This is a genomic window from Burkholderia sp. M6-3 (genome assembly GCF_050858985.1).
Classification (GTDB): Bacteria; Pseudomonadota; Gammaproteobacteria; order Burkholderiales; family Burkholderiaceae; genus Paraburkholderia; species Paraburkholderia caledonica.
This window is the reverse complement of sequence record NZ_CP110091.1, coordinates 3,178,067-3,202,164: the sequence shown is the minus strand read 5'-3', so window position 1 is coordinate 3,202,164 and position 24,098 is coordinate 3,178,067. Positions and strand designations below refer to the sequence as shown.

The 24,098-nt window shown below is 57.9% G+C and carries 24 protein-coding genes and 2 pseudogenes; 9 read left to right on the top strand and 17 right to left on the bottom strand.

All coding sequences use genetic code 11. The annotated features are described in order from the left end of the window. Positions 1–72 precede the first annotated feature (72 nt). The 5 genes and pseudogenes from OH764_RS31940 to OH764_RS31920 all read right to left on the bottom strand — a co-directional run bounded on the left by OH764_RS31940 (position 73) and on the right by OH764_RS31920 (position 4,525). Complete coding sequence (locus OH764_RS31940; RefSeq protein ID WP_498849975.1) at positions 73–342, bottom strand: hypothetical protein; 270 nt, start codon at positions 340–342, stop codon at positions 73–75. A 10-nt stretch (positions 343–352) separates the two neighbouring features. Then, a pseudogene (locus tag OH764_RS31935) lies at positions 353–1,290 on the bottom strand (IS3 family transposase); the annotation flags it as partial. A 266-nt stretch (positions 1,291–1,556) separates the two neighbouring features. Continuing rightward, positions 1,557–2,582, bottom strand: a complete 1,026-nt coding sequence (locus tag OH764_RS31930; RefSeq protein ID WP_498848681.1) for an IS110 family RNA-guided transposase — start codon at positions 2,580–2,582, stop codon at positions 1,557–1,559. Positions 2,583–2,628: 46 nt separating this feature from the next. Beyond that, positions 2,629–2,937: pseudogene (locus OH764_RS31925) on the bottom strand (transposase); the annotation flags it as partial. A 649-nt stretch (positions 2,938–3,586) separates the two neighbouring features. Continuing rightward, a complete protein-coding gene (locus tag OH764_RS31920) occupies positions 3,587–4,525 on the bottom strand; it encodes an H-NS family nucleoid-associated regulatory protein (protein ID WP_498849974.1) in 939 nt (312 codons plus the stop codon). Between the two features lie 447 nt (positions 4,526–4,972). On the opposite strand from OH764_RS31920, the gene OH764_RS31915 reads away from it, so the two are divergent. The 3 genes from OH764_RS31915 to OH764_RS31905 all read left to right on the top strand — a co-directional run bounded on the left by OH764_RS31915 (position 4,973) and on the right by OH764_RS31905 (position 8,510). After that, positions 4,973–6,442 carry an ATP-binding response regulator gene (locus OH764_RS31915; protein WP_498849973.1) on the top strand — a complete coding sequence of 490 codons (1,470 nt, stop codon included), beginning with the start codon at positions 4,973–4,975 and terminating at the stop codon, positions 6,440–6,442. 125 nt (positions 6,443–6,567) lie between these two features. After that, positions 6,568–6,906: a PAS domain-containing protein gene (locus tag OH764_RS31910; protein WP_498849972.1), complete on the top strand. Its 339-nt coding sequence runs from the start codon at positions 6,568–6,570 to the stop codon at positions 6,904–6,906. 335 nt (positions 6,907–7,241) lie between these two features. Then, a complete protein-coding gene (locus OH764_RS31905; protein WP_498849971.1) occupies positions 7,242–8,510 on the top strand; it encodes a GAF domain-containing sensor histidine kinase in 1,269 nt (422 codons plus the stop codon). A gap of 263 nt (positions 8,511–8,773) precedes the next feature. Here OH764_RS31905 and OH764_RS31900 read toward each other — a convergent pair whose 3' ends face one another. The 3 genes from OH764_RS31900 to OH764_RS31890 all read right to left on the bottom strand — a co-directional run bounded on the left by OH764_RS31900 (position 8,774) and on the right by OH764_RS31890 (position 10,393). Further along, a complete protein-coding gene (locus OH764_RS31900) occupies positions 8,774–9,148 on the bottom strand; it encodes a response regulator (protein ID WP_498849970.1) in 375 nt (124 codons plus the stop codon). Positions 9,149–9,257: 109 nt separating this feature from the next. Beyond that, positions 9,258–9,548: a hypothetical protein gene (locus OH764_RS31895; RefSeq protein WP_309587250.1), complete on the bottom strand. Its 291-nt coding sequence runs from the start codon at positions 9,546–9,548 to the stop codon at positions 9,258–9,260. A 149-nt stretch (positions 9,549–9,697) separates the two neighbouring features. Further along, complete coding sequence (locus OH764_RS31890) at positions 9,698–10,393, bottom strand: glycine zipper 2TM domain-containing protein (RefSeq protein ID WP_309587248.1); 696 nt, start codon at positions 10,391–10,393, stop codon at positions 9,698–9,700. A gap of 343 nt (positions 10,394–10,736) precedes the next feature. Between OH764_RS31890 and OH764_RS31885 the strand changes: the two genes are divergently transcribed. Together OH764_RS31885 and OH764_RS31880 are read left to right on the top strand one after the other, a co-directional pair. Then, positions 10,737–10,973, top strand: coding sequence for an alkaline phosphatase family protein (locus OH764_RS31885; protein ID WP_498849969.1), 237 nt, complete (start codon positions 10,737–10,739; stop codon positions 10,971–10,973). A 133-nt stretch (positions 10,974–11,106) separates the two neighbouring features. Further along, complete coding sequence (locus OH764_RS31880) at positions 11,107–12,111, top strand: alkaline phosphatase family protein (protein WP_498849968.1); 1,005 nt, start codon at positions 11,107–11,109, stop codon at positions 12,109–12,111. A 145-nt stretch (positions 12,112–12,256) separates the two neighbouring features. On the opposite strand, the gene OH764_RS31875 is transcribed toward OH764_RS31880, so the two are convergent. The 4 genes from OH764_RS31875 to OH764_RS31860 form a co-directional block, all read right to left on the bottom strand. Then, positions 12,257–13,219, bottom strand: coding sequence for an SOS response-associated peptidase family protein (locus tag OH764_RS31875; protein WP_309587244.1), 963 nt, complete (start codon positions 13,217–13,219; stop codon positions 12,257–12,259). 227 nt (positions 13,220–13,446) lie between these two features. After that, positions 13,447–13,842, bottom strand: a complete 396-nt coding sequence (locus OH764_RS31870) for a hypothetical protein (RefSeq protein ID WP_309587242.1) — start codon at positions 13,840–13,842, stop codon at positions 13,447–13,449. A gap of 83 nt (positions 13,843–13,925) precedes the next feature. Further along, positions 13,926–14,657, bottom strand: coding sequence for an SDR family NAD(P)-dependent oxidoreductase (locus tag OH764_RS31865; RefSeq protein ID WP_498849967.1), 732 nt, complete (start codon positions 14,655–14,657; stop codon positions 13,926–13,928). A 60-nt stretch (positions 14,658–14,717) separates the two neighbouring features. Then, positions 14,718–15,482 (bottom strand): aldo/keto reductase, encoded by a 765-nt coding sequence (locus OH764_RS31860; RefSeq protein WP_309587238.1) that lies wholly within the window; start codon positions 15,480–15,482, stop codon positions 14,718–14,720. 152 nt (positions 15,483–15,634) lie between these two features. On the opposite strand from OH764_RS31860, the gene OH764_RS31855 reads away from it, so the two are divergent. Then, positions 15,635–16,849: an MFS transporter gene (locus tag OH764_RS31855; protein WP_498849966.1), complete on the top strand. Its 1,215-nt coding sequence runs from the start codon at positions 15,635–15,637 to the stop codon at positions 16,847–16,849. 90 nt (positions 16,850–16,939) lie between these two features. Beyond that, entirely contained in the window at positions 16,940–17,644 is a 705-nt protein-coding gene (locus tag OH764_RS31850; RefSeq protein ID WP_498849965.1) for a TetR/AcrR family transcriptional regulator, read from the top strand. A 71-nt stretch (positions 17,645–17,715) separates the two neighbouring features. Here the strand turns inward: OH764_RS31850 and OH764_RS31845 are convergent, their stop codons facing one another. The 3 genes from OH764_RS31845 to OH764_RS31835 all read right to left on the bottom strand — a co-directional run bounded on the left by OH764_RS31845 (position 17,716) and on the right by OH764_RS31835 (position 19,576). Continuing rightward, entirely contained in the window at positions 17,716–18,000 is a 285-nt protein-coding gene (locus OH764_RS31845; protein ID WP_498849964.1) for an SDR family NAD(P)-dependent oxidoreductase, read from the bottom strand. A 108-nt stretch (positions 18,001–18,108) separates the two neighbouring features. Continuing rightward, entirely contained in the window at positions 18,109–18,399 is a 291-nt protein-coding gene (locus OH764_RS31840; RefSeq protein ID WP_309587231.1) for a putative quinol monooxygenase, read from the bottom strand. Between the two features lie 313 nt (positions 18,400–18,712). After that, positions 18,713–19,576, bottom strand: coding sequence for a LysR family transcriptional regulator (locus OH764_RS31835; RefSeq protein WP_309587229.1), 864 nt, complete (start codon positions 19,574–19,576; stop codon positions 18,713–18,715). Between the two features lie 112 nt (positions 19,577–19,688). On the opposite strand from OH764_RS31835, the gene OH764_RS31830 reads away from it, so the two are divergent. Together OH764_RS31830 and OH764_RS31825 are read left to right on the top strand one after the other, a co-directional pair. Next, positions 19,689–20,888, top strand: coding sequence for an MFS transporter (locus OH764_RS31830; RefSeq protein ID WP_498849963.1), 1,200 nt, complete (start codon positions 19,689–19,691; stop codon positions 20,886–20,888). 2 nt (positions 20,889–20,890) lie between these two features. Then, positions 20,891–21,604 carry an SDR family oxidoreductase gene (locus tag OH764_RS31825; RefSeq protein WP_498849962.1) on the top strand — a complete coding sequence of 238 codons (714 nt, stop codon included), beginning with the start codon at positions 20,891–20,893 and terminating at the stop codon, positions 21,602–21,604. 55 nt (positions 21,605–21,659) lie between these two features. Here OH764_RS31825 and OH764_RS31820 read toward each other — a convergent pair whose 3' ends face one another. Together OH764_RS31820 and OH764_RS31815 are read right to left on the bottom strand one after the other, a co-directional pair. Continuing rightward, positions 21,660–22,703: a porin gene (locus OH764_RS31820; RefSeq protein ID WP_374121825.1), complete on the bottom strand. Its 1,044-nt coding sequence runs from the start codon at positions 22,701–22,703 to the stop codon at positions 21,660–21,662. A 101-nt stretch (positions 22,704–22,804) separates the two neighbouring features. Continuing rightward, positions 22,805–24,031: an MBL fold metallo-hydrolase gene (locus OH764_RS31815; protein WP_309587223.1), complete on the bottom strand. Its 1,227-nt coding sequence runs from the start codon at positions 24,029–24,031 to the stop codon at positions 22,805–22,807. Positions 24,032–24,098 lie beyond the last annotated feature (67 nt).

Below are 24,098 nucleotides of genomic sequence, written 5' to 3'. Positions count from 1 at the left end.
TGAAGCTACAAAACCTCCACCCTTTGATTGTTGGATGCTCCGCAGCTACCGACGGCTGAAGGGCGCCATTTTCTAGGCTGCTGCAAAGAATTTATGCCACGTCACGAACAAGCCGTCATTGATGGCTTCAACATGTTCATGCATACCGAAGCAGGCAAGCGCAAGCATAACTTCCGGCATATTGCGCTGGACGGACAAGACCGACACGTTCTTGCTGACTATATTTTGACGAATGAATCGGCATTTATGCTTGTCGAGTTCAAATTTACGCTCCCCCAACTTTCGAGTGAGGAGAAGAAAGGGAAGGCGGCAAGCTGGACTTGCCCCCGCATGACCGGACATGCGGTCACGCTTAGGTTGGTGAATTTGCTCGCTGGCGAAACTCGCGTGGCGAGCAGTATTTCAGGGCGCTGTGCGGATGCGACTCGTTGTAGTGGTCAAACGCGATGGCCAGGTTCTGCAACGCGGTTCTCGCGTCCGGCTTGGGCATCCACGAGACGTAGTCTCTCTTCATCGTTTTGACGAAGCTCTCGGCCATGCCGTTGCTCTGCGGACTTCTGACCGGCGTCGTGATGGGTTTCAGGCCCACTTTTTTCGAGAACGTCAGCGTGTCCTCGGCCAGGTAGCAGGAACCGTTGTCGCTGAGCCATTCGATTTCGTTGTCGGCTTTCAGCGCACCATCGAAACGGTTTTCTACAGCCTGAAGCATCACATCGCGCACCATGTCTCCGGTATAGCCTCCAGTGGTCGCAGCCCAGCTCATGGCCTCCCGGTCGCAGCAGTCGAGTGCAAAGATGACGCGCAGCGGCGAGCCGTCATCACAACGGAATTCGAAGCCGTCCGAGCACCAGCGCGCATTGCTCCGGTCCACCGCGACCCTGCCGTCGTGTCGGCGCGTTGACTGGGCATGGCGCGGGCGGCGTTCGAGCAGCAGGCCGTAGGTATGCATAACCCGATAAACCCGTTTTGCATTAACGCGAGGCTGCCCCTGTGCGTCGCGGTTTCGCCGTAGCAGGGCCCAGGCGCGCCGGTAGCCGTAAGTTGGCAAATCAGCGACCAACTCCTGGAGCTCCGCGACGAGCGGCATGTCGTCACGGGCGGGCGTCTTACGCCTGTCGACCCATTCAGCGTCGCGCTTTGATTTCACCGCGAGATTCGAGCGCGACACACCCAGGACTTCGCAGACCGTCTTCATCGGTCGTCCCCCGGCAGCAATGGTGAGCGCGCAATCAATTTTTTTGCCCGGCCGTACTCCACTGCTTCGCGGAGGATTTCCACTTCCATCGTCTTTATATGGACGCCTCCGGCTTGCCAAGGACTTGTTGCGTTGTCGAACAGATGCAGGCTGCGGTTTTATATTCGGCCCGTGCAGGTCGATGCCCGCTGGCCCCAATGGAATCCGCTGACTCAATCCTCATTTTTGCCACGGACCATGACGTCCGGAAGACGATGCAGGTTTGATGAGTCTCGGTCTTACCTGTTTACCATTGCAACGTCACCTTGCGCAACCTTGAACGATAGAGTTGAGAATCAGAACGACGTGGTACGGTGGTGGGTCAAGTCGCCGCGACGGGCGGTGGGTAGCTAGCGCTGTATGAACGACCGTGGGCCAGCAGCGCCCATATAGTTCGGGCAATTTTGTTTGCCATCGCAACGACTACGACATTGAGCGGACGACGCATGCTTAATTGCACGGCCCACGAACCTGGGTCTTTCGCATGTTTCATGACGGAGCGGGCACCGTGAATCATAAGGGTCCGCAGATATCGGTCTCCTCGCTTACTGATGCCAAGCAGGCGGACCTTGCCACCAGTTCCGAACTGCGCGGGAACAAGCCCCAGCCACGCCGCGAATTCCCGCCCGGACCGGAAGGCTTTCGGGTCGCCCATGGAAGCGACAGCGGCAGTAGCAGTGAGGAATCCCACGCCCGGGATTTCTGCGATTGCCCTGCAGGCCGGGTTCTCACGTAACCATGCACGTAGTCGCTGCTCAATGACAGCAATCTGCTTGTCGATATCGACTAGCCGCTGCCATTGCTCTCGAAGAGAATCTATCAATACCCGTGGCAGGCGCGAATCGAGACGCTGCAGGACGTCTGGCATGGCCCGGTTCATTGCCGCACGCCCAACGCCCATCACTTCTCCGTACTCTCCCAGCAAACCCCTCAGACAGTTGGACTGGGAGCGTCGGAATATAACGAGCTGCTGCCGCATTCGATGCAACGCAAGAACGGCCTGCTGGGCTTCAGTCTTAACCGGCACGGCCCTCACACCCGGGTGTTTTGCTGCTGCCCAGATGGCACGCGCATCAGCTACGTCATTCTTGTTTCCTGTCACGAACGCCTTCACCAGCTTGCCGGGCATCAGCTTGACCTCGTGCCCGAGCTCAATGAGACGACGTGCCCAGTGCTGTGAACCTCCACAAGCCTCCATCCCAACAAGGCATCGTTCGCGATTAGCAAAGTGCTCCAGAAACTCGGTACGACGAAGCTGTCTGTCGAACACCTCGCCGGTATCTGTAACTATCCAGTGCAGCTGGAAAACCCGCTTGGCGATGTCTACGCCCACGACTGTCGGTTCCATTTGCGCTCTCCGGTAGGACGAGGCCTCAATTATGCGATGAGGAGGCGTCCATACCATTTTTGCCCAGCAGTCGCTGGAGTTCACGAATCTGCTTCATCGCTTCGGCCAGGTCGGATGCAGGCACAACCTGCTCGCCAGCACTGACTGCTGACAGGCTTCCGTCCTGATAGAGCTTGCGCCAGGCGAACACCTGGTTTGCATTCACCTGATGACGACGGGCAACTCCGGAAACGCTTGCTCCGGGCTCGAAGGTCTCGCGCACTATCGCGAGCTTCTCATCGACAGAGCGCCGGCGGCGCTGTTCGGGCTGGGTCAGAACTTCAATCGGTTCCACGTTAGAGCTGGGCTTAAACATAGGCGTAAGACTACCTCAAAGTTTAAGCGTTACCTCGTGTCCGGTTTTCGCGGGGGCCGGCCCACAAGCTTGTGTGAACAGTTGGCGCTTAACGCACGTATGCGCAGCCACCATGACCGTTGCCATTTCATCGCTTGGATGAACCTTCCTCAACGTCGACCTAGCATCAACGTCTACAGGAAGGAAGTATGCAATCGTTACATCTTTGGGCGCGGTTGCAAGCTGGAAGACGATGTTCCAGCCGAGGAATCGCGGGTAAGCGCAGTTGCATTTGCCCGTTCGTTTTTCGAAGACCCGACCACTAGGATGCTACCCATCGACGAATTTGAGGCCTACATAGAATGGCTCTGTAGTCTTGGGGAGCGCAATGCTTCCGGGCTCGAACTTCTCGTTCGAGATGAAAGCTCAGGCAATTGCGACTTCATGGAATTTGAGTCGGTGAGGTCACTTCACGACTGGTTCCAAAGTAGACGCCGCCACGCGCCCCCGCCTCCAGCGCCAACGTATGGTCCAGGATGGTGAGCAGCCGCCGTGAGCGCACCCTAGGGCGGTATTCCGCTGTCGCATTGAGCGACCGGGTGTTGATACGCGCATACTGCACAGTTGGGCCGGCAACATTCCACTCCTACTGTGCACTTGAGCCGGGCGTTCAGCTCGTCAACCGGGCATCTGCCTTGTCCGACCCCGCCGGGTCGGCCGCACTAGCGCTCTTGCCCGATGCCTTTTTCGCCGCAACGTTCTTAGTCGACCCCTTCGCGCCCGCGGCGTTCTTGGCAGCAGCCTTCTTCACCGCCGGAGCCTTCTTTACAGCAGCATCGGTGGCAGCCGGCTTCTTGCCAGCTACAGGAGCGCCATCAATCAGAAACTTGCTGCGGTCCTTCGCATTAGCAATCCAAGCGGGTGCTCGTGCACGTCCACTCCAGGTCGCGCCGGTCTTCGGGTCACGATAGAGCGCCGGCTGCGGGCCGCGAACATAGTTGCCGACAGTTTTTGCCCGGCTTGCAACTTTCGACGTCTTCTTGCCGGCAGGTTTGGCCTTGCCCGCAGTCCCCTTAGTCAAAGCGACCGTCGCTTGACCACCACCTGCAATCAAAAATTTGCTGCGGTCCTTGACGTTAGCAATCCACGCCGGCGCGCGTCCGCGACCGCTCCATGTCGCACCACTCTTAGGGTCAGCGTAAAGCGCAGGCTGCGGGCCGCGAACATAATTGCCGGCAGTCTTTGCTTCGCTGGCAGGAGAGGGCTTCTGCTTCGGCGTCGCCGAACCTCCGTCAACCAAGAATTTGTCGCGGTTCTTCGCTGAAGCAATCCAGCCCGGCGCGCGGCCATGACCCGACCATGTCGCGCCCGTCTTCGGGTCACGGTACTTTGCGGCCGAAGCCGACGACTTGGCTGCGGCCTTGGCTCCCGGCTTGGGTCCACGCTTTTTGCAGCCAGTGTGCGCATCGATGTCAGCAGTCGTAAGACCGTGTTCTGCCATCAAGTTCTTAATCTTCTCTATGACGGCGCTCGACTTCTTTGCAGCGAGCGCTTCAGCTTGCATCTGTAGTTTCTGGATTTTTGCTTGCAAGGATTCCAAGGTCGCCATTCGCGTCTCCGCAGTTAAGATATCAAACTATGCCATGCGGATGAGCGCGTCGGCTAGTTGAGCGCGAAGCTGACGTGTGAAGGCTTTAGGCGTTTGCACAAACACGTTATTGCATAATCGCTGCGCCCATCCGGTGCGCATTTGAAAGCTGGGTCCGAATATTGCGGCAGCATTTTGGAGGTTCTGGCTGAAGCCTTCGGTAGTTGCTGATACGAATAGCTACAGAGTGCGTACGTACTAAGAAAGCGAACCCACTGGCCATTGCGCGCGGCCCCCATTGCGTTCCCACAAACATCCAATTAGCTATGTATGGGCTCCCAGCAGATTCCAGAACCGCCTCCGCAACAGCCCACGGCTGAGTCAGTAGAGGACGCAAGAGAGCGACTCGCGTCTGCTATCCTGGCCGCGGACATTGGCACATTTTACTGCCCTGTCCCCTTGCGCGAAATGGTCTGGAACGACAAGTGCAAGGAGCACTTCTGGCTGCCTTACGACGCCGAAGTGGACTTCGACCTCTTTTATGCCCGGTTGCACCCCGACGACAGGGAACGAACACGCAAGGAAATCCTCGCCGCAGTGTTCTCGAATGTCTCATACGACGTTGAGTACCGAACTCTTTCGCCGACCGGGGAGATGCGCTGGATTCGCGCCAAGGGTCGCACCACGTTCGACCCAAGTGGTAAGCCGACGCGCTTTGACGGTATTACCATCGATATTTCCTCGCAGAAACAGCTTGAGGCGCAGCGTGACCGCCTGCTTGAACGTGAGCGCCTTCAGAAGGAAATGGCGCAACACGCCAGCGACACGAAAGATACCTTTATCGCCTCAGTTTCACATGAACTGCGTGCGCCCCTGACTGCCGTCCTGGCGTGGGTTGACCTCCTGGAGCGCCGGGCTATCGATGAAGAGTTCGTGAAGCACGGCGTAAGCGTCATCCGTCGCAATATTGCTGCGCAAACCCGTCTGGTCGATGACCTCCTGGACGTTAGCCGAATTACGGCAGGCAAGCTGACTGTGTTGACGGCCCCTATCAACGTTGCCGATGCAGCGCGCGCCGAGCTCGATAACGTGACCCCCCTGGCCGAAAAAAAGGGGATAACTACCACAGACCTGCTGGGCGTCGGCGCGTTCGTTCCGGGAGACGCAACGCGGCTTCGTCAGGTCTTCGCAAATCTTCTGAGTAACGCACTGAACTACACGCCAAGCGGCGGCAAAATAACCGTGACGCTCCAGGAAGTCGACGGTTACGCTGAACTGTCAGTCACCGATACAGGAGAGGGAATTCCGAAGAGTCTGCTCAATACCATCTTCGAACCGTTTGCCCAGGCCGACGGCAGTACCACAAGGAAGCACGGAGGTTTGGGACTAGGGTTGGCCATCGCGCGAAGCATCGTCGCCATGCATAACGGCAGTGTTACAGCTTTCAGCGACGGTGTTGGCACAGGAGCGACATTCACCGTTCGACTGCCCTTGCAGACTGGCCGCCACGTCACCGCCACCGCCACCGCTGCTGCTACTGCATCTGGACATGACGGAAGCCAAGTGCGACCGTCAGTTGCAGGGATGTCTGTACTTGTCGTCGATGATGATGAAGATACGCTGGACGCGTTCGCCATGCTGTTTGAACACGAGCAGGTCGCCGCGTATCGGGCGAACTCGGCTGCGAAGGCGCGCGAAGTTCTCTCGGAGCGGACGGTCGATGTGATTTTCTCCGACATCAGTATGCCAGGGGAAGACGGTCATCAGTTTATGTCCGGCCTGCGGGCAACGGGTAATCGGATACCCGCGATTGCCGTCACGGCTTTTGTGCGGGCTGAAGACCGCGAACGCGCGCGCGCCGCGGGTTTTGACGAGCATGTTGGCAAACCGGTACCTCCGCAAAGGCTCGTCGAGTTGCTGGCAAAACATCGGCATTAACTGCCGACGCTAGTCACAACACATGGGGGAATCAATGGACAGCCAGCCATACGGGGACGACCGGGGACGGCCTCAGTGCGCGCTGGAAGAGAGCTCATGCCAGCGACGCCACCTTCAGGCGGCCTGTGGATTTTGTTAGCGAGTACGCAATATTTCGTCTCGGCGAGACGGGAATAGCGACGACATGGAACCGAGGCGCGCAGCACCTGAAGGGGTATCACGCCAGCGAAGTAATAGGTCGCGATTTTTCGTTGTTCTATCCTCCCGACCAGGCCGCGGCAGAACATTCAGAGGAAGTGCTGCAGAACGCTCTCGCCGCCGGCGAATACTCGGAGGAGGGATGGCGGGTCCGCAAGGATGGCCCACTGTTCTGGGCAAGCATTGTTGTTATTGCCGCCATCAGGGACGCGAGTGGTGGCCTGTCCGGCTCCCCAAAGTCGTACGCCGAAGGCGCTGGTGAGTGACGGCAACGAAGACTATGCCCACATTTTAACCATGCTTACGAAGTATGGTGGGTTTCTGGTGCCCAAGGCCTTTGGTGCTGCGGAAGGCATCTCTGTCGCCGCAGAGTCCTCTTGGATAACGGCGATGCTTGAGGCCCACCGCTCGGTATTCCGGTAGGCGGGCAACTCATCGAATTCTGCAATTTGGAGCGCCTCTCAGCGTAAGGCCTGAGACGGCGCTTTTACCTCATACCTTGCGCCAGGTCTGTACTTTCACGCCGCTGCGCCACTTGAACCCGCGTGCACCGCTCACGTTGCAACGCATTTCCGCGCTGAAGTCAAATCGGCGAGGGATAATGTGGCCTGCCGCTCATCCTGCCATCATGCCAGCAGGTATCAATCTGACCGGAGGACTCATGCTCAGTGCAGACTCGTCAAAAGAGTCGCCCCAGTCGATATCCCGTGACATAGCGTTGATATCGCGCATCGCCGCTGTCCCTTCAATGCTTAAGATGATTTGCGACGAAACCGGCATGGGCTTCGCCGCTGTCGCTCGGGTAACTGACCTCAGCTGGACCGCTTGCGCGGTCCACGACAATATTGGCTTCGGGTTGCAGGCCGGACAGCAACTCGAACTGCATAGCACGTTGTGTTGTGAATCCCGAGTCGCTCGGACCCCAATCATCATCGATGATTTCAGCACCGACGCTGTCTATCGTGGCCATCACACGTCGAAGATATACAAACTGGGCAGCTATATATCCGTGCCCATCATCACACCAGGTGGCGACTACTTCGGAAACCTGTGTGCCATCGACCCGAGGCCCGCGCGCGTTTCGGAGCCGCGAGTTGTCAGGATGTTCGAAGTTTTCGCTACTCTGATTGCCATGCAGATTGAGAGCGAACAGCGACAGTCATCGACTGAGGCGCAACTGGCGACCGAGCGGGAGACGGGCACCTTGCGAGAACAATTTATCGCCGTGCTCGGACACGACTTGCGCAATCCGCTTTCGGCCGTTAATGCGACGGCCGAATATCTGGTTCGCCGCACTGATGACACGAGTCTGGTGAATGCAGGTAACCGGCTAAAGCGCACTGTATCGCGGATGGCGCGCCTTATCGATGACGTAATGGATTTTGCCAGAGGGCGGCTGGGGTCCGGAATGGCTGTTTCGATTCAACCTGTCGTCGACCTCGACGAGCGTCTGCGAGCAGTGGTTGATGAGCTAAGACTCGGCAATCCATCGTGCGATATAGTCACTGATTTTGTGGTGACGAGGCCCGTTGCTTGTGACCCATACCGCATGCAGCAACTGCTATCAAATTTACTGGGAAACGCGTTAACTCACGGCGCGGCGGGCGAACCTGTTTTTGTCCGGGCGGCGACTGATAACAACCGTCTGTATATGAGCGTGGAAAACCGGGGCGAGCCGATTCCCTCGGAGGTGCTGCAAAAAGTATTTGAGCCGTACTGGCGACCGCCGACGAGTTCGCCGGGTGGGGGACTCGGACTTGGTCTCTTCATCTGCAAAGAGATTGTCGAGGCACATGGGGGCACTATCGAGGTCAGTTCGTCGAAAGAGGATGGCACCCGCTTCACAGCACGGGTTCCTGTATCGAAGTGACGCGGTGACCCGCGGGCACTCACCGTGACCAGTGTCTTGTATCTACTGAGACTATTCCCCTGCCCCTTTGAAACCCTTCATCGCGGAGCGGACGGTTGGCACGGACGAATCAGAAGTGGGCGTCAGTCCACTGCGGCCGGCAAGCGGAGGTCGAATCGCCTGCGGTACACCGCTTTGGAGAAGTAAGAGGACGGCAACAACGAGTCTTACGGCGCTGACCGCATTCCTCGTCAACGGTGTCGTCCAGGCAGTGCACGCAGCAATCAGCGACTTTCTGCATGAGCATCATCACGGTTCAGAAAGTGTCGTATCGACGCTAGCAGAACCTCGGTGGTCACCGGCTTAAGCAAAAACTCATCCCATAGCCTGACTCCTGGCTCCTGATGGTCAGCGCTGGTAAGAATCACAGGAATTCGCGACAACTCCCGTTTTCGCTTCAGGTGGCGGCAAAACTCAACGCCATCCATTATCCGCATCGACCGGTCTGTGATGATGAGGTCGGGCTTTGCCTGTTTCGCTGCGACAAGTCCCTCGAGACCATTGCCAACAGTCACCACCCGATAGCCTTCGAATTGAAGGATGCGTTTCCACGCGGTCACAATGCTCCGTTCGTCATCTATCACAAGAATGGTTTTCATGTTGCTTCCGGCCAGTTCCGGGGAGGCTTTGGGGAACGGTTGTCGCGCGCAGCGCATCGAACTCCGTTCAGGACCGTCCAAACGCTATCGGCGCGCAGCCATCGGTAAATCAGTCGTCGTCATCATCACCATGATGATGGTGCTCCCATCCACGGTGGCGGCCGTGGTCATGCCATCGGCGCTCGTCGCCGTAGTCGCCTCCATAGCGGTATCCGTAGCCATAGACTGGGGCCGGTGCGTAGACCACCGGGGGCGGCGCCTCGTAAACGACCGGAGGTGGCGCGACATACACGGGACCAGGAACCCCCAGAAAAACGCCGATGTCCGCGTGAGCGAAAGCCCCGCTGGACGCACAGGCAGCAGAAAATCCCACTGCGAGAATAAGGGTAGCGTGCTTCATGACTTCTCCAGTCCTGCCCGTTTCTAACGGATGCCAGACAACGACGAACGACGCAGATTGTAGGGGGGCCAAGCCGCAGCAGGTAAGGCCGTATTGTCAATCCTGTAACCGGCAGTAACCGCAAAAGTCCCACCGGTTTTGCAGCCTGATTACAACGCGCTCAGGGAGTCGCCCGATACGTGAACGCGCTCACCAACCTGGACCGGCGGCTGCGTTGAGTAATTGAAATTCCGGTAGCTGCCGTCCTGCATTCGGACCTGCACCTGGTAGCTCGTCGCCTTCCGTACAGCATGCTCGATGCCATTGCCGGCGAGGCCGCCGCCGACGGCGCCGGCAATCGTGGTCAGAATGCGACCACGCCCCCCACCGACTTGATTTCCCAACAGCCCGCCAGCGACGGCTCCGCCTACCGCTCCGAGACCCGTAGTGGGTTCTGATTCCTGAACCGTATTGACGGCGACCACTTCGCCAGCGTTCGGGTCAACGGCGACTGGCCTTGGCGTGGATGTCACCGAGGATTGATACGCGTCGCTGTTCGCATACCTAGCACCCTGCTCGACCGGCACCTTGGGGTGGTGATGGACGCGCGGCTGCGCGGGCGCTTCCTCCCGGGTCACCCGTTGCTCCGCGTTGGGCTGCGGTGAAGCAACCGGCGCGCTGGCGATTTGTGCCGCGACAGGCATAGCTTGCGTCGAAGGCGCCGTTACAGCGCGGGACGTCGGAAGAAAGCCTGTCATCGCCGCGATACCCGTAGCGCTGGCCAGGATGACGGCTACGGCAGCACCTGCAACCAGAGGATGGATACGGTTGCGTTGCGGTGAACCGGAAGTCAGGTTGGTGCTCATGTCGCGCTCCGTTGATGTGTGTCAACAAGAACGTCGCAGCCGACGGAACGGTGCACCGCGTCGGTGTGAGATTTGTAAGCAGGTGTAGCGCGCTACGGAGGGTGCAAGGGGAAGCCTGCTCAGGCCCAGTCCGGCAGAAGCATCAAGGACAGCCTCGCGTCGGGTCGCCGAACGCTCATGCGCGTCGCGGGCACACATGAAACCCACCCAATAACCGGATACGACGCTGTGGGCAATGCAGTACGGGGCGGATTGTCATTGCGTTTTCCAGACGTGAGCATATAAATAAACCAGTTGATTGCGCTCAACAGCAACCCATGGGCAATACATTCGGAGGCGACCTATGGCAGCGATACAGCACGTTTTCGTTCTGATGCTTGAGAATCGTTCTTACGACAGCGTGTTTGGTTGGTCTAACCTGACTGGCGTCACGCCTGGAGGTGAGACCACAACCGCCAACGGACTGCCCGCTACGCCCACAGTCAATTTCGGACGAACCGGGACGGCTTATCAGCTAGGTCGGACGAACCGGGACGGCTTATCAGCTAGGCAAGGGTGCGCCCTATGCGCTTGGCTTTGACCCGGGTCACGAGTTTACCGACGCCTGTGTCCAGTTGTGCGGGCTACAGGTCGCCAGTGGAGATACCGTACGTAACGACTCCCTCGTTTTCGGTCCGTACGGCTATCCACCTTTTGCGACGGACGCTTCGACGATGGGCTTTGCCGCCACATACGAGGACCATTCCGACGTAGTAGCCGACGCCTTTAACGCCTTCACACCGGACCAGCTCCCGGTACTGAACTTCCTGGCCCGCCAGTACGGTGTGTGCGATAACTGGTTTGCATCGATGCCAGGGCCAACGTGGCCGAATCGTTTCTTTGCCGTGGCGGGCACCTCGTCCGGGCTCGACCATTCTCCGAGTGACGCGCAAGTTGTGGAAGCGGTGTTCTTCAACGCGCCGCTTTTCGCTTTTCCGAACGGTACGGTTTTTTCAAAGCTTCAGGAGTCGGACTGGCTTATCGTGCAAGGCGACGTTGCACAGACGCGCGGTATTCACGGGATGCAAAATCTGCTCAGTCGTTTCGTTCGAATGGATACGCTGCTCTCCCGGCTTGCTGATAATTCACTAACCGAGAAATTTATCTTTATTGAGCCAACGTACGATGCGAAGAATGACTTCAGGAACGGCAATTCGATGCATCCGGCTGGCGACGTTCGAAAAGGGGAGGCGTTAGTCAAGCAGGTGTACGACGCCATCAGTGGCAGCAAACTATGGTCGAGCAGTGTCCTGCTCGTCGTCTTCGATGAGCACGGCGGCTTCTTTGACCATGTGACACCTCCGAATGCGGAGCCGCCGGCCTCGCCGGAAAATGGCCGCCTGAAAACCCATAACTTTGCGTTTGACAGGCTAGGCGTACGCGTTCCGGCCATCGTCGTCTCTCCTTTCGTTCCTGCTGGCACCATTGACCATTCGGTGTACGACCACAGCTCAATTCTGAAAACAACGGATACGTTGCTTGGGCTCAATGGCGCCCTTAATTTGACGGCGCGCGTACGTGCAGCGGACAGCTTCTCGAAGATGTTGAGCCTTTCTACGCCTCGCTCCGACATTCCGCAATGCCCGTCACCCGTCGCGGCGAGTGGAGACCCGAGACCCACCAGCGAAGGCGCCCCGCGGTCGAAGGACCCCTTTCTGCCCCTGTATGCGCATCACTAGAACCGGCGACACGCGCCAAGGGGCACCGGACCCGGCAGACCGCAGTTCCTATGGCAGCAGACTTTGTCCGCTTGATGTAACACAAATGTCCGAGTACCACCGCACCCCGCGTAAACGAACACCTGTGTCGTGTACTCTCGATGGCTCATGCGGCCAATCGATGCTCATAGTACGGCCGGTCCCTGTCATCGAGTATTGCGTACATTGCCTCGAGGTTCTCTGGGTCGGGGTTGAGCCATGCATCTATGTTTTCCGGCTTGATAGGGATGATGCACCGGTCGTGCCCGGCAGCTTGAATCTCAGGCGGAGGTTCATCTGTGATGGCCGCGAACGACAGGAGGTCCGGCTCCCCCGGCGCGCTCCATCGTGACCACAGACAGGCGACATGCATCAGTCCCCCGTTGCTCGGACGGAACTCGAGAACGACGTTCTCATCACGCTCGTGAGTCTCAAGCAGTGTGTTTTCAAACTTTGCCTTGCTCACATTCTCGTAGAAGACTTCGACAAGCAGGACGGCATGCGTGTACCCAAAGCATGGAGCCCAAAAACCTTCGAGACTATCCCGGCGCGCGTTGTACGTGCCCGGATATTTGACATCGTAAGACGCAGGCTTTCCAGCGATGCGGCACTGGTAACGCATCGGTTTGACTACTCGTTGTCCGTTTTCCATCACCATCACGGGTGCGTAGTTTCCCGGAAAGATACGAGCGTCGCGCGGCTGCGGTACGGTTCGCTGCAGGTCCTCTAGCTTTCCCTTCGCCCAGGCGATTTTGTCGGTGGCGATTCGCTGACTGTCCGTTGCGGCTTTGGTTACCTTCGTCTGCAACGTGCGTTCGGCATCGGCCAACCGCTTCCGTTGTTTGAACAGCTCCTGCTCAAGTTTGGTAGCCTGCGCTGAAGCGTACCTGGCGATAAGAGCATTGATTTCAAGCTCTGCGTCATCCTGCGGTTGAGCAAAGGCGTCTTCCATGGCTTTGGGTATCTTGGATTTGCTAATGCCCTCCGCGCGCTCGAAGAACAGCCGGGCGAACTCGTGGATGTCCATGATGGCGCCAAAAGTACGCACAAAGTTTCGATAATCTGCTACGACCTGAGCCGAGTAGCACATGAGAACCTCCGTTCGATGTGCGATGATAAGCACATCCCGCGCCGCAGCCTGCAAGACAGTGTTCAGGCACCGCTCTAGTGAACTGGGGCAACCACCTGCTTCTCGCAGTTGTTGGACCGTTACGAAAGCATCTGGTCCAGCGACACGGCCACATAGCCAAGCCCAAGCACGCGAGTGTATGCGGTAGCGCGTTGCCGACACTTCAAAAGTTTGAGGCGCTAGCCTTATCAACCTTGTGGCACCGACCTGAATCCGGCAACCCGTCCCTCGGCTTCAGATGAAGCGACTAGCCGAGGTATCCCAAACGCTCTTTCAAGTCCCACCAGTTGGACTAGCAGCTTTGCACGCTTTGCCGCATCTGACTCGATGCTCACGATACTCCGACAGACCTTTGCAAGCCGGGCTTTATTTTCCTTCAACCATACCGCGCGAACTCGCGTGTCTTCCGGCGCTTCATCGAAGTCACCGTCTGCGAATAGCATGAAGAACGGTTCGCCTCGTTCAATCAATGCCTCCAGCTCCAAGCGCCACTGCGCCGAGTATCCTGGATGAACCGTTTCCGGCGTGCATCGCACTTCCGGAAACCGAGCGACGTAATGAACAGTAAAGTCGGATAGCTGCATGGCAGACCTCAAACGAACAAATGAACGCCATCAGTTTAGATGGGAATCGTTGTCATTTGAGGGTCTCCATGCCGTGCGAGTGGTTAGCTCATGTACCACCCACCGTTGACGTTGATAGTCTGCCCGGTCATGTAGCCGTTGCGAGCAAGCAGTACCGCTACATCCGCAACTTCATCGGGTTCGCCGAAACGGCCAACCGGAATCAGCTCCTTCTTGATGTTGGGATTGCCAGCAAGCATTCCAGTATCAATCAGTGCGGGCGCAATCGCGTTGACAGTTACACCGGTTTTCGCGAGCACCGACGCATAGCCGTGAGCGAGACCAATCAAACCAGCCTTCGACGCCGCGTAGTGCGGACCGACTACGCCGCCCAATTGCGCGGCCACCGACGACAGGATGATGACCCGCCCCCATCCGCGACTCACCATTTCGGGGACAACTTGCTGGGTCGTCAGGAATGCGGATGTTAGGTTCGTCGATACGATTGTGTTCCAGTCGTCGGTCGTTATCTTTTCCCAGGCTTTCGGCATGGTCACTCCCGCGTTATTGACCAGAATGTCGATTTGCCCAAGGGCGTCGCGTGCGTCGGTGACCATCGTTTCCACACTGGCCTCATCGCGAACATCCGCATGAATTGCCACGGCTCGGCCGCCGCCACTTTCAATCTCCTGTACCACGTCCTGCGCCGAGTCTTCGTCACTCATGTAGGTCAACGCGACTGCGATTCCACGCTTCCCGTACGCCAGTGCGATTGCCCGTCCGATGCCTTTGCTCCCGCCCGTGATAAGGGCGACTTTGCCGGTCAAGTCTGTCATGTAAATCTCCTTTTGGTCGGCGAATAGAAACTGCGTTTGGCGCAAGCTCGAATGCTGGTTCTACAGTCGCCCAAGCAGGTCAACGTCCTCTACGGCGAGAGTAAATTGGCCGGAGGCCAGGTTCTCTTCGAGGCGCTCACGCCGTGCTGTTTTGGGTATGACTGCGACACCTTGCTGGCTGAGCCAGCGAAGAGCAACCTGGCTTGCGGTTTTGCCATACTTTTGAGCCAGTTCGGGCAGATGCCTCTGTTTTGCGACTGCGCCCTTGGCAAGGGGCGAATACGCGGTTACGACAATCGAGTTGTCGCTCCCATACCGGACAACATCCGTTGGAACCGCGCCGAGATGGCATTTGACCTGGTTGCAGGCAATCGCAGGACCTGCGATTCGTAACGAGTTCTTCATCTGACCAACCGAAAAATTGCTCACCCCGCCGTGACGAACCTTTCCGTCAGCAATAAGTTTTTCAAGAGCGCCTAATGGCTCCTCGAGCGGGACGTCCTCGTTCGGCCAGTGAAGCAGCAGCAGGTCTACATAGTCTGTCTGAAGTCTGCGCAACGATTCTTCTGCGGAGGCCAGAAAGTCTCTTTTGTGAAAGTTGTGAGGCCAGACCTTGGTCGTCACGAAGACCGAGTCTCTGGGAACGCCTGAGTTAGTGAGGGCCTGTCCGACTTCAGCCTCGTTACCATAGGTTTCGGCGGTATCGATATGACGATAGCCCATTGCCAACGCCAACTGAACGACATCCACACACTCGTGACCCCGCAATTGGTAGGTCCCTAATCCGACCACCGGCATGCCCAGCTTTTCTGGCGGTGTACTCATCGCAACCTCCTCGATAGAACGCATCTCCAACAAGCAGGGCCCGATTTCGGGTCAGCTAGTCGAAAGTCAGAATTTATAAAAATGCATTGCACTGTGCAGTGCAGTGTAGCACCATGCGGACTCGTTCTCAAATTCAAATTCGCCGGTACTCAATGGAAACTCCGCCCACCCTAACAACTGCGCGCGGCGCAATCCCGATGATGGCTGCCGCGTGCGGTATCGCTGTAGCCAATGTCTACCTCTGTCAACCGCTACTATCGGTGATGGCATCGAGCTTTCATGCGTCAGCATCGGCCGCCGGACTCGTTGCCACAGGTGCGCAGGTCGGATACGCACTGGGAATTCTGCTCGTTGTACCGATGGCTGACCGGGCGGACCCTCGCCGTCTGGTGCGCGTCCTGTTGGGGATGACGTGTGTTGCGTTGCTCTGTGCTGGATTTAGTCCGTCGATACACGCCCTGGCGCTGCTGACCTTACTCGTCACAACGGTAACGGTCGTCCCACAGGTTTTAATTCCCGTAGCCGTCTCCGTCGCCGCCCCGGGCGAGTCCGGGAGGGTTGTCGGCACAATGCAAAGCGGTCTTATATTGGGAATCCTGCTGTCCCGTACCGTCTCGGGAGCAGTCGCTCAGTTCACGGGGAACTGGCGGGCGTCTTATCTCGTTGCAGCCTTCCTGACAGGCAGCCTATTCCTCGTCCTTCCACGATTCATTCCCCAACGCGCGCGCGCCGGCAGCGACCCGGACCAAAGCTACTTAAGCCTTCTAACATCCCTACCGAAGCTTTTCCTTGCGTATCGGGACCTCCGATTCTCCGCCGCACTGGGCGCATCAATGTTCGGAGCGTTTTCGGCGTTTTGGGCAACACTCGCGTTCCACCTCGCGCAGCCGCCGTTCGGGTTCGGTTCGGCACAGGCTGGTCTGTTCGGGCTTTGGGGCGCTGCGGGCGCCCTGATTGCTCCATTTTGCGGGCGCCTGGCCGACCGTTTCGGCGCGACTGCCGTCAACGTGCTTTCAATGTGTTGCGCCGCCCTCGCATTCGCCGTGTTCCTTCGCGGCGGAGACGTTTTTATGCTTGCTATAGTCGTCGGCGTCAATCTTCTCGACTTCGGCAATCAGTCGGGACAGATAGCCAATCAGGCGCGGATATTCAAGCTGGACCCTGCAGCACGTGCACGCCTTAACACGGTGTACATGGTGTGCACATTTGGCGGAGGTGCCGTTGGGTCCGCCATCGGCACGACAGCGTGGGCTGTCAGTGCATGGCGAGGGGTGTGTTTCGCCGGGTTCGCACTCGTTGGGGTGGTCGGATGTCTGTTACTGCTGCGCTCGATGTTCCGCAGCCGACGCGCAGCCGCCGTGAGCTGAATCTGCGCAGCACCGGCAATCGCGCGTTGTCGAATACCCCGGCTCATTGCGTACAATCGTGCGTTTAGTCCACTCCTACAGTCGAAAAACGTGGCCAAGACAGCAAACACCGGCAAGAGCACAGCTACTGCGACCAAGGGTGCGCGAGCGACAATGACCAGCGCGAGCGAGCCAGGCGTTGAGGCGGCTAGCTCGGCGCCGACAAAGCGGAATCAGATTCTTGACGCCGCGACGCGCGTGTTCCTCCAACACGGTTTCGAAGGCACGAGCATGGACCGCGTCGCTGCTGAGTCCGGCGCGGCACGCCGGACTCTCTACAACCAATTTGACGGCAAGGAAGCATTATTCGAAGCGATGACAGCGCGAATCTGGGCGAGTTTTCCGGTATTCGACATCACGCGTGATGAAGAGTCGCTCCGTGACCCAAAAGTCGGTCTGACTCGACTGGGCCGCGCCGTCTCTGACTTTTGGATTCCTGCCGAAGCGGTGGCATTTCTGCGTATGGTCATCGCCGAGGGCCCACGCTTTCCGGGCCTTACGAAGACTTTCTTCGAGAAGGGCAAAGCCCCTGCGATGGATGCGGTTGCTACGTATCTGGACGCCCTCTCCAAACGCAAACTGGTAAAAATCAAGAACGCGAAGCTGGCCGCAAGACAGTTTCTCGGACTCATAGACGAGCCGTTGCTTTGGGTCCGTGTGCTTGGTGTCGAAGAAACCTATTCAAGGCAGGAGCGGGAGCTCATCGTCGAAAACGCGGTGGAAATGTTTCTTGGTTTCTACCTCGTCAAGCAATGACTCGTAGCAACCGCACACCGATTTATGAGGCAAGCGATGTGCGGTCGAATCCGACGTACGCGCGCGCTTCGTTACGGATTTGGTGAGACTGGCGTGAAGATTTCGACCACGGTCGAATGGTCGCCCCCGGGATTTGGGCTCCCGACGATAGCGAAATTCTTGTTGTGGTAGACGGCTGCGCCGAACCCATGGCGCGGCGTCGGCATTGGGGTAACCGCCTGCCTGACCGCCGCACTATCACGGTCACTCAGGATGACGGTCGCGCCTGCATCGAGAAATTCACCTGCGGTCTGCAACCCTATGCCGCTCGCCGCGCCTGTAACCAAGACAATCTTTGAATTGAAATCGAATTGCATTCTTGACCTTTACATTTGGCGCAGTACGGTCAAAAAGAAATCAACGTAGAGGAAAGCGGCTAGGGCCGATTTCGACCGCCGCAGAGGTGCGGGTCCTGAAAAGCTTGATTACGCCAGTTCGTTCCAAAACTCGAAATTCAGCACAGCGCCACTTTCTTGAATCCACTGCACGAAAGCCTTTGTGTGGGGATATTCGAGGTGGGCATCGAAAGCAGCCTGGTCTTTGAACTGCTCGAAGACGGCGAAGCGATTTGCAATCTTCGGATGCTGGTGAGCAATGAACGATATGCAGCCTGGCTCAGCCCGCGTGGCGTCGACAAGAGTCTTGAACACGTCGGCAAGTTCCTTCTCTTTACCGACCGGGGCAACGGGAAAAGCGACAACGGTAACGGGCTTCATATTCTTTCCTATAGCGGATTTGCGGTCTTCGGACGACGACATCCCTGGTACGCCTGCGCACCGGATGCCCATTCCTATTTCGGTTCTGAGTATGCATTGCACTGTGCAGTGCAATGCATGAAGCAAGTCTATGCCCTTGTTTAGGCCGCAGTCAACAGGAGAGTGCGCCGCTGCGTTATCTCGGCGGAGGCGGTACATCCGAACGGAAAAACGCGGTCAGCCGCTCGCGACGCTCACCGAAGGGCGACCTACGCTCCTCTTTTTGAACGGCGTGGGACGGATGGTGACTGATTGCTCATTCGCAATGCAGTCCTTATCGGGACGGAACGGAGGCCTGCAGGTATTCGATAAGCCGTCGCACGCGCGCTGGCATATACCGTCCTGCAGGGAACACGAGATAGAAGATTGCTTCTTCGACAGAACGCCAGTCCTGCAGTATTTGGACTAGCAATCCTGCATCCAACAACGTGCCAGCGTAGTAGGAAGGCACATTGACAATTCCAATGCCTGCCAACGCGGCCTGTATTGCAGCAGCTCCGCTATTGCTGGAGAAGCGGCCGACCGGCTTGACGCTTTCTCGGTGCTTACCCTTCACGAACTCCCAAGGACGATTAACCAGGGGCAGGCATCGATTTGGGGGCAATGAGGACGGCGACCGAATATCGGGTAACGAATCTAACAGTGCAGGACTCGCAAGGACAATGAGTTGCGCGGAAAGCAGCCGAGTCGCAACCAGCGAACTACTGGTCTCAAGTGGTCCCATGCGGACCGCCAGGTGGACTCCCTCCGCGATGAGGTCTACGTTGCGAGCTGAGATGTCGAGCTCAAGACTCACCTTCGGATGTTCAGCACAGAACCCGGTGAGCAAAGGTACCAGCTGCTCTTCGGCGTATTTCCCGGCGAGACTTACACGAATGGTTCCTTCGATGGCGTCGTGTGTTTCGAGAATCGTTTCTTGAGCTCGCAGGAGGTCCTCAAGCAAAGGTTGGCTTGTCTTGAAGAGACGGCGACCGGGCTCAGTCAATTGCATCTGTCGCGTTGTTCGGACGAAGAGCTGCGCGGCAAGCCGGGCCTCCAGGTCAGCGATTTGTCGGCTGATATGTGACACGGACACGCCGAGCTGCCGCGCCGCACCGGTGAACGTCCCGCGCTCGACCACAGCAACGAATTCCAGCATTCCCTCAAGCGCACTCATATTTGCAGGTCAGCAAAAGTATTTAACACGATAGCCGGATTATCAGCCAGGAAGCAAGAAACTAACATCAGGGCTCGAATTAACGGAGAGCCTTATGTCACTGGCCCTACTTGCTTTAAGTGCGTGCACGTTTGCACTTGGTTTTGCGGAGTTTGTCGCCGTTAGCCTGGTCCCGTCGATTGCGGCCGGAACTCATCTGAGCGTCGGTTCGGTCGGAATGATGATTGGCATCTATGCCATCGGCGTGAGCATTGGCGCTCCTACATTAAGCGCCATACTTGCCCGCGCCCCCAGACGCAGAGTTCTGGCCACCAGCATGCTGCTGTTCGCTTTCGGCAATCTAACCTCAGCGCTAACCACGTCCTTACCGATGCTACTGGGCAGCCGTTTGCTGGCGGGTCTGATGCACGGTGTAGTGCTCGCACTCGCATCTTCGACAGCCGGTGCCGCAGTCGGCCCGGAACGTAGTGGCAATGCTATCGCGACTGTCTTCGGAGGTCTTACCGTCGCACTCATGCTGGGCGTGCCGCTCGGCACGCTTGCCGGTGGCTACTTTCGGTGGCAGGACGTGTTTATAGCGATAGCCTTCATCGGTTCAGTCAGCTCGACTGCATTGATGCTGTTCACGCCTGCCGTCGTGGGCGCGAGGACGGCCGTGGCCGCCGATAAGCCATCGGTCTGGGCAACCCTCTCTGACACCGCAACGCTGCAATCTGTGGCGACCACGGCGCTGACATATGCAGGTTCTTTCACCGGATTCACCTACGTTTCCGTCCTGCTGCAGCAGGTAACGCATCTGTCTGCGAGCGGAATAACAGGCATGTTTGCACTCTACGGCGTCAGCGCAGCCCTCGGCAATGCTATAGGCGGGCGGTTTGTGGACAGCGTCGGAAGTCGTCTCGCGTCGTGCACCGTTGTCGCTGGTCTGGTCGTTGCGCTCGGTGGCGCCTATCTAGGTGGTCCGTCGACGGTTGCCATGTCGGGCGTAATGATTGTTTGGGGCCTCGCTTCGTTCGCCGCTGTACCGATTCTTCAAAAGACGGTCTTGGTAGCCGCTCAACAGAACCGTTCGGGAAGCCCGGAGGTCGCGTCGGGAATGAGCATCGCGGCCTTCAATGTCGGAATTGCGGTTGGGTCGGTCCTGGGCGGTTTCGCAAGCAAGCACTCGCCAGATGCCCCGATGCTTGCAGCACTGCTTCCGCTGATTCTGGCCGGTCTTTTCGCCTCGCGTCTTGCTAGACATGCGCAAAGTCGCATGCCAGCAGCGAGTAATCTCACTAACCACGGAGTTTAAAAATGGATATTACAGGTAAGCATATTGTGGTCGCCGGCGGGAGCTCTGGCATCGGATTCGCAATCGCGCAACTGGCGCTTGAGCGCGGCGCGCGCGTAACCATTGCAGGACGTACGGAAAAGAAACTCGCGGAGGCAAGCACTCGGCTGGGTGGTGTCGCGACATTGCAGATGGACCTTGGTGATGCGGCATCCGCAGCGGCAGGCTTCAGGCAAGTTGGAAGCTTCGACTATTTTGTGTCGACGGTCGCCGACCTGACTTACGCGCCGCTCGCTGAAATGAAGCGGGACGCTATCGACCGCATGCTTGCGGGGAAGTTCTGGGGGCCAATTAACCTTGTCCAGTTTGGTCTGCCGAATCTGCAGGCGGCCGGCTCTATCCTGCTGTTCTCCGGACTCGCTGCGGACCGTCCCGCACCGGGCACGTCGATGGTGTCCGCGCTAAACGCTGGCGTCGAAGGTCTCGTACGAGCGCTCGCTGTAGAGCTAGCCCCGGTGCGCGTGAATGCCATCTCGCCAGGAGTCGTCGAGACTGAAGGTTGGTCATTTATGGACGCCGAGAGCCGCGCAGGATTCTTTTCCGAGCTCGCGACGAAGTTGCCGGTTCGCAGCATCGGCGCTCCTGCCGACCTTGCCGACGCCGCTTTGTTTGCACTCACCAATCCGTACCTGACCGGTGAGGTGTTGCACGTGAACGGCGGCGGCAGCCTGACCTGAAGCCGAGGGTAACGCAATACGTAGGTGCCGGGCATCTGCCCGGCTTGTCGTTTTGCTAGAAGTACGTCCGAATTCCAACGCCGAACGTATTGCCCGAACTGAGCCGGGTCGCCCGGTCATTCAGGTAAGCCGCATAAACATCGGTGCGCTTCGAAAGACTGTAATCGTATCCAACGGACCATGTGTTTCGGGTGACATCAATGCTACCGACCATTTTCGTGTATGCATAGGATGCGAGCGCCTTGCCGGCACCGAGCGGCACGGAGACGCCCACCTGTCCACCATTACTGTGCGCGCCGACCGGCGTAATCGAATCATTCATATACTGGTACTGCGCATATAGTTTCGCCAACCCGAAGTCGAACGTCGCGCCAACCTGCGCAGCCTGCTGGCTCGAAAAGCCGGGGGCGACGCTACTCAAGTCGTTCGGCGCAAAGTTGAAACGTACTTGCTGGTAGGCAGCCATCATCGCAAACGGTCCCCGACTGTATGCCACGGTGCCGCCCCATTTGTTCTGGCCAGTTTGACCGGCTGCGTTCCCGAACGCGTAGATTGCTGTCGCGTTCAGACCGCTAAAGTCAGGCGTTTGGTACTGAACGGAATTATTCCATCCAGAATCGCCGACCAGCCCTTGGCCTTGGAGCCCAAGGAAAGTATGGAGAACAATCGGTGAGAAATTGTATGAGTCCACGAAAGGATTGAAGAGCACGGTCGACACAAAATATGGTGTCGTATGTCGACCGGCCGTCACGGTCCCGTACCCGCTCAGTAGCCCAACGTACGCGTTGCGCGAGAAGAAGGCATCGCCTTTGTAAGAACCTGCTTGACCGTCGTTCGCAGTGAAGAATCCCTCAATCGAAAAAATCGCCTTGAGATTGTTGCCGAGGTCTTCTTGGCCCTTCAGCCCCCAGTACGAAGTCTGCATGCCGCCGCCGCGCTCGCCCCACGCGCGCTCCGTACCCGGCAGCTTCTTCGCCCCGACCCACTGGTCTACCTGTCCAAACAGCGTAACGCTCGATTGTGCGAACGTCGGCATTGAAATAAGTACGGTCATAGCACAGATGAGAGTCGCAACCGGGGCAATTCGCTGTGTATTCATATTAGTAGTCCTATTTTGCTAGTTCAAATAAAAGGCGTCCCGCGAACTCACGAAGGTCGCTGGTTGGGACAAAAATAAAAGCAGGTGCCTACATCAGGCAACTAGCCGCGTTTGTGGCCTACGCCGATTTGCATCAGGTCTTCGCCGATGATGAGTTGGCCGGAGAAGTTACGTTGCGCCCGCATCAGATTTGCCCGTGGGGCGTGGCCTGGGGCGATGTGAGACAGCACTAACGTCTTCGCACCAGCGGCTTCGGCAACGTTTCCCACATCGTCGATGGATGTATGTGAGCTGAGCAGGTGCTGCTTGAACGCGGCTTCCTTGTCTCCCACTGGTGGTGGAAACAGCGCGTCGACCCATGTGGTGTCGATGACTTCGTGCACGAGCACGTCGGTATTGCGCGCGAGCCTGACCAGGTTCTCGCATGGCGACGTATCGCCGGAGAACGTCACAGAGCCATCGTCTGTATCAAAGCGGAACGCGAACGCAGGCCAGATTGGAAAGTGATTCACCAGCGTAGCTGTGACACGGACGCGCTCGTCCTCGTGGACCAGGAACGGCTCCATCTTGGGAACCGGCGTCTCGTTGGGACTCCTGAAACCATTGACCGGGGGGATAGCGATGTCGTGGACTTGCATCAGGGTGCGCAAATCGGGGCGATGAGCATCGCGCAGGCGGTCGTTGATGTCGAGCGCGTATGCCTGATACAGGTAGTTGGTCATATCGACCGTGCCTGGCGTCGGGTTCTCCGGGTTGACGACAGGAGGAGGCGCGGAAGTCGGCTGCCCCGGGATGTTGAAAATCGGTTCCATCTGACCGCGTCGGCCTGGACCATAAATCTGGACGGGCTGCTTTACACCTGCGAGCCCGTCATACCAACCGTACAGGAAAAGGTTGAAGTAATCGATTGTGTGGTCTGAGTGAAGATGTGTGAGGAAGATGCCACGCAGGTTTTCCATTCCTGTCATGCCTGACACGGTATTGATGGGACCGAGTTCGGCTTGCTTGTAGCGCTTGCCGACACCGTCGCCACAGTCGACGACATAGACTGCATCGCCCGCAACCAAAGCGGAAGAGATGCCCTCGCGGTCACAGTTCGGCCACCAGACTGGACCTCCTGCCGTACCTAGAAGCACCAGGCGGGTGCCGTGTCTTTGCGCCTTGGCACGAGATTCGGCCATCGCCTGACTACGCTGGTCTACTTCGGCTGCGCTTGCCGGCACGCCCATCAGAAGCGGCAGTCCTGCGCCAGCCATTTTCCAGCCCGCGCCGAGAAAGCCCCGTCGCGACATGCCCAGCTCGAGGGCCTTGCCAATGCAATCGCACATTTCGGTCTGCCTCAGATGTTTGAACGAGCGCAGTCACACCGGCGGAGCGCGGTGAGCTAGCTGGCTT

Coding starts and splice junctions, on each gene's coding strand:
- OH764_RS31830 (WP_498849963.1), top strand. CDS start 19,689: ATGTCACTGGCCCTACTTGCTTTAAGTGCGTGCACGTTTGCACTTGGT.
- OH764_RS31820 (WP_374121825.1), bottom strand. CDS start 22,703: ATGAATACACAGCGAATTGCCCCGGTTGCGACTCTCATCTGTGCTATG.
- OH764_RS31845 (WP_498849964.1), bottom strand. CDS start 18,000: ATGCAATTCGATTTCAATTCAAAGATTGTCTTGGTTACAGGCGCGGCG.
- OH764_RS31870 (WP_309587242.1), bottom strand. CDS start 13,842: ATGCAGCTATCCGACTTTACTGTTCATTACGTCGCTCGGTTTCCGGAA.
- OH764_RS31895 (WP_309587250.1), bottom strand. CDS start 9,548: ATGAAGCACGCTACCCTTATTCTCGCAGTGGGATTTTCTGCTGCCTGT.
- OH764_RS31940 (WP_498849975.1), bottom strand. CDS start 342: ATGTCCGGTCATGCGGGGGCAAGTCCAGCTTGCCGCCTTCCCTTTCTT.
- OH764_RS31835 (WP_309587229.1), bottom strand. CDS start 19,576: ATGCTGGAATTCGTTGCTGTGGTCGAGCGCGGGACGTTCACCGGTGCG.
- OH764_RS31840 (WP_309587231.1), bottom strand. CDS start 18,399: ATGAAGCCCGTTACCGTTGTCGCTTTTCCCGTTGCCCCGGTCGGTAAA.
- OH764_RS31880 (WP_498849968.1), top strand. CDS start 11,107: ATGGGCTTTGCCGCCACATACGAGGACCATTCCGACGTAGTAGCCGAC.
- OH764_RS31855 (WP_498849966.1), top strand. CDS start 15,635: ATGGAAACTCCGCCCACCCTAACAACTGCGCGCGGCGCAATCCCGATG.
- OH764_RS31875 (WP_309587244.1), bottom strand. CDS start 13,219: ATGTGCTACTCGGCTCAGGTCGTAGCAGATTATCGAAACTTTGTGCGT.
- OH764_RS31915 (WP_498849973.1), top strand. CDS start 4,973: ATGGTCTGGAACGACAAGTGCAAGGAGCACTTCTGGCTGCCTTACGAC.
- OH764_RS31825 (WP_498849962.1), top strand. CDS start 20,891: ATGGATATTACAGGTAAGCATATTGTGGTCGCCGGCGGGAGCTCTGGC.
- OH764_RS31905 (WP_498849971.1), top strand. CDS start 7,242: ATGTGGCCTGCCGCTCATCCTGCCATCATGCCAGCAGGTATCAATCTG.
- OH764_RS31920 (WP_498849974.1), bottom strand. CDS start 4,525: ATGGCGACCTTGGAATCCTTGCAAGCAAAAATCCAGAAACTACAGATG.
- OH764_RS31930 (WP_498848681.1), bottom strand. CDS start 2,582: ATGGAACCGACAGTCGTGGGCGTAGACATCGCCAAGCGGGTTTTCCAG.
- OH764_RS31865 (WP_498849967.1), bottom strand. CDS start 14,657: ATGACAGACTTGACCGGCAAAGTCGCCCTTATCACGGGCGGGAGCAAA.
- OH764_RS31900 (WP_498849970.1), bottom strand. CDS start 9,148: ATGAAAACCATTCTTGTGATAGATGACGAACGGAGCATTGTGACCGCG.
- OH764_RS31890 (WP_309587248.1), bottom strand. CDS start 10,393: ATGAGCACCAACCTGACTTCCGGTTCACCGCAACGCAACCGTATCCAT.
- OH764_RS31885 (WP_498849969.1), top strand. CDS start 10,737: ATGGCAGCGATACAGCACGTTTTCGTTCTGATGCTTGAGAATCGTTCT.
- OH764_RS31860 (WP_309587238.1), bottom strand. CDS start 15,482: ATGAGTACACCGCCAGAAAAGCTGGGCATGCCGGTGGTCGGATTAGGG.
- OH764_RS31815 (WP_309587223.1), bottom strand. CDS start 24,031: ATGTGCGATTGCATTGGCAAGGCCCTCGAGCTGGGCATGTCGCGACGG.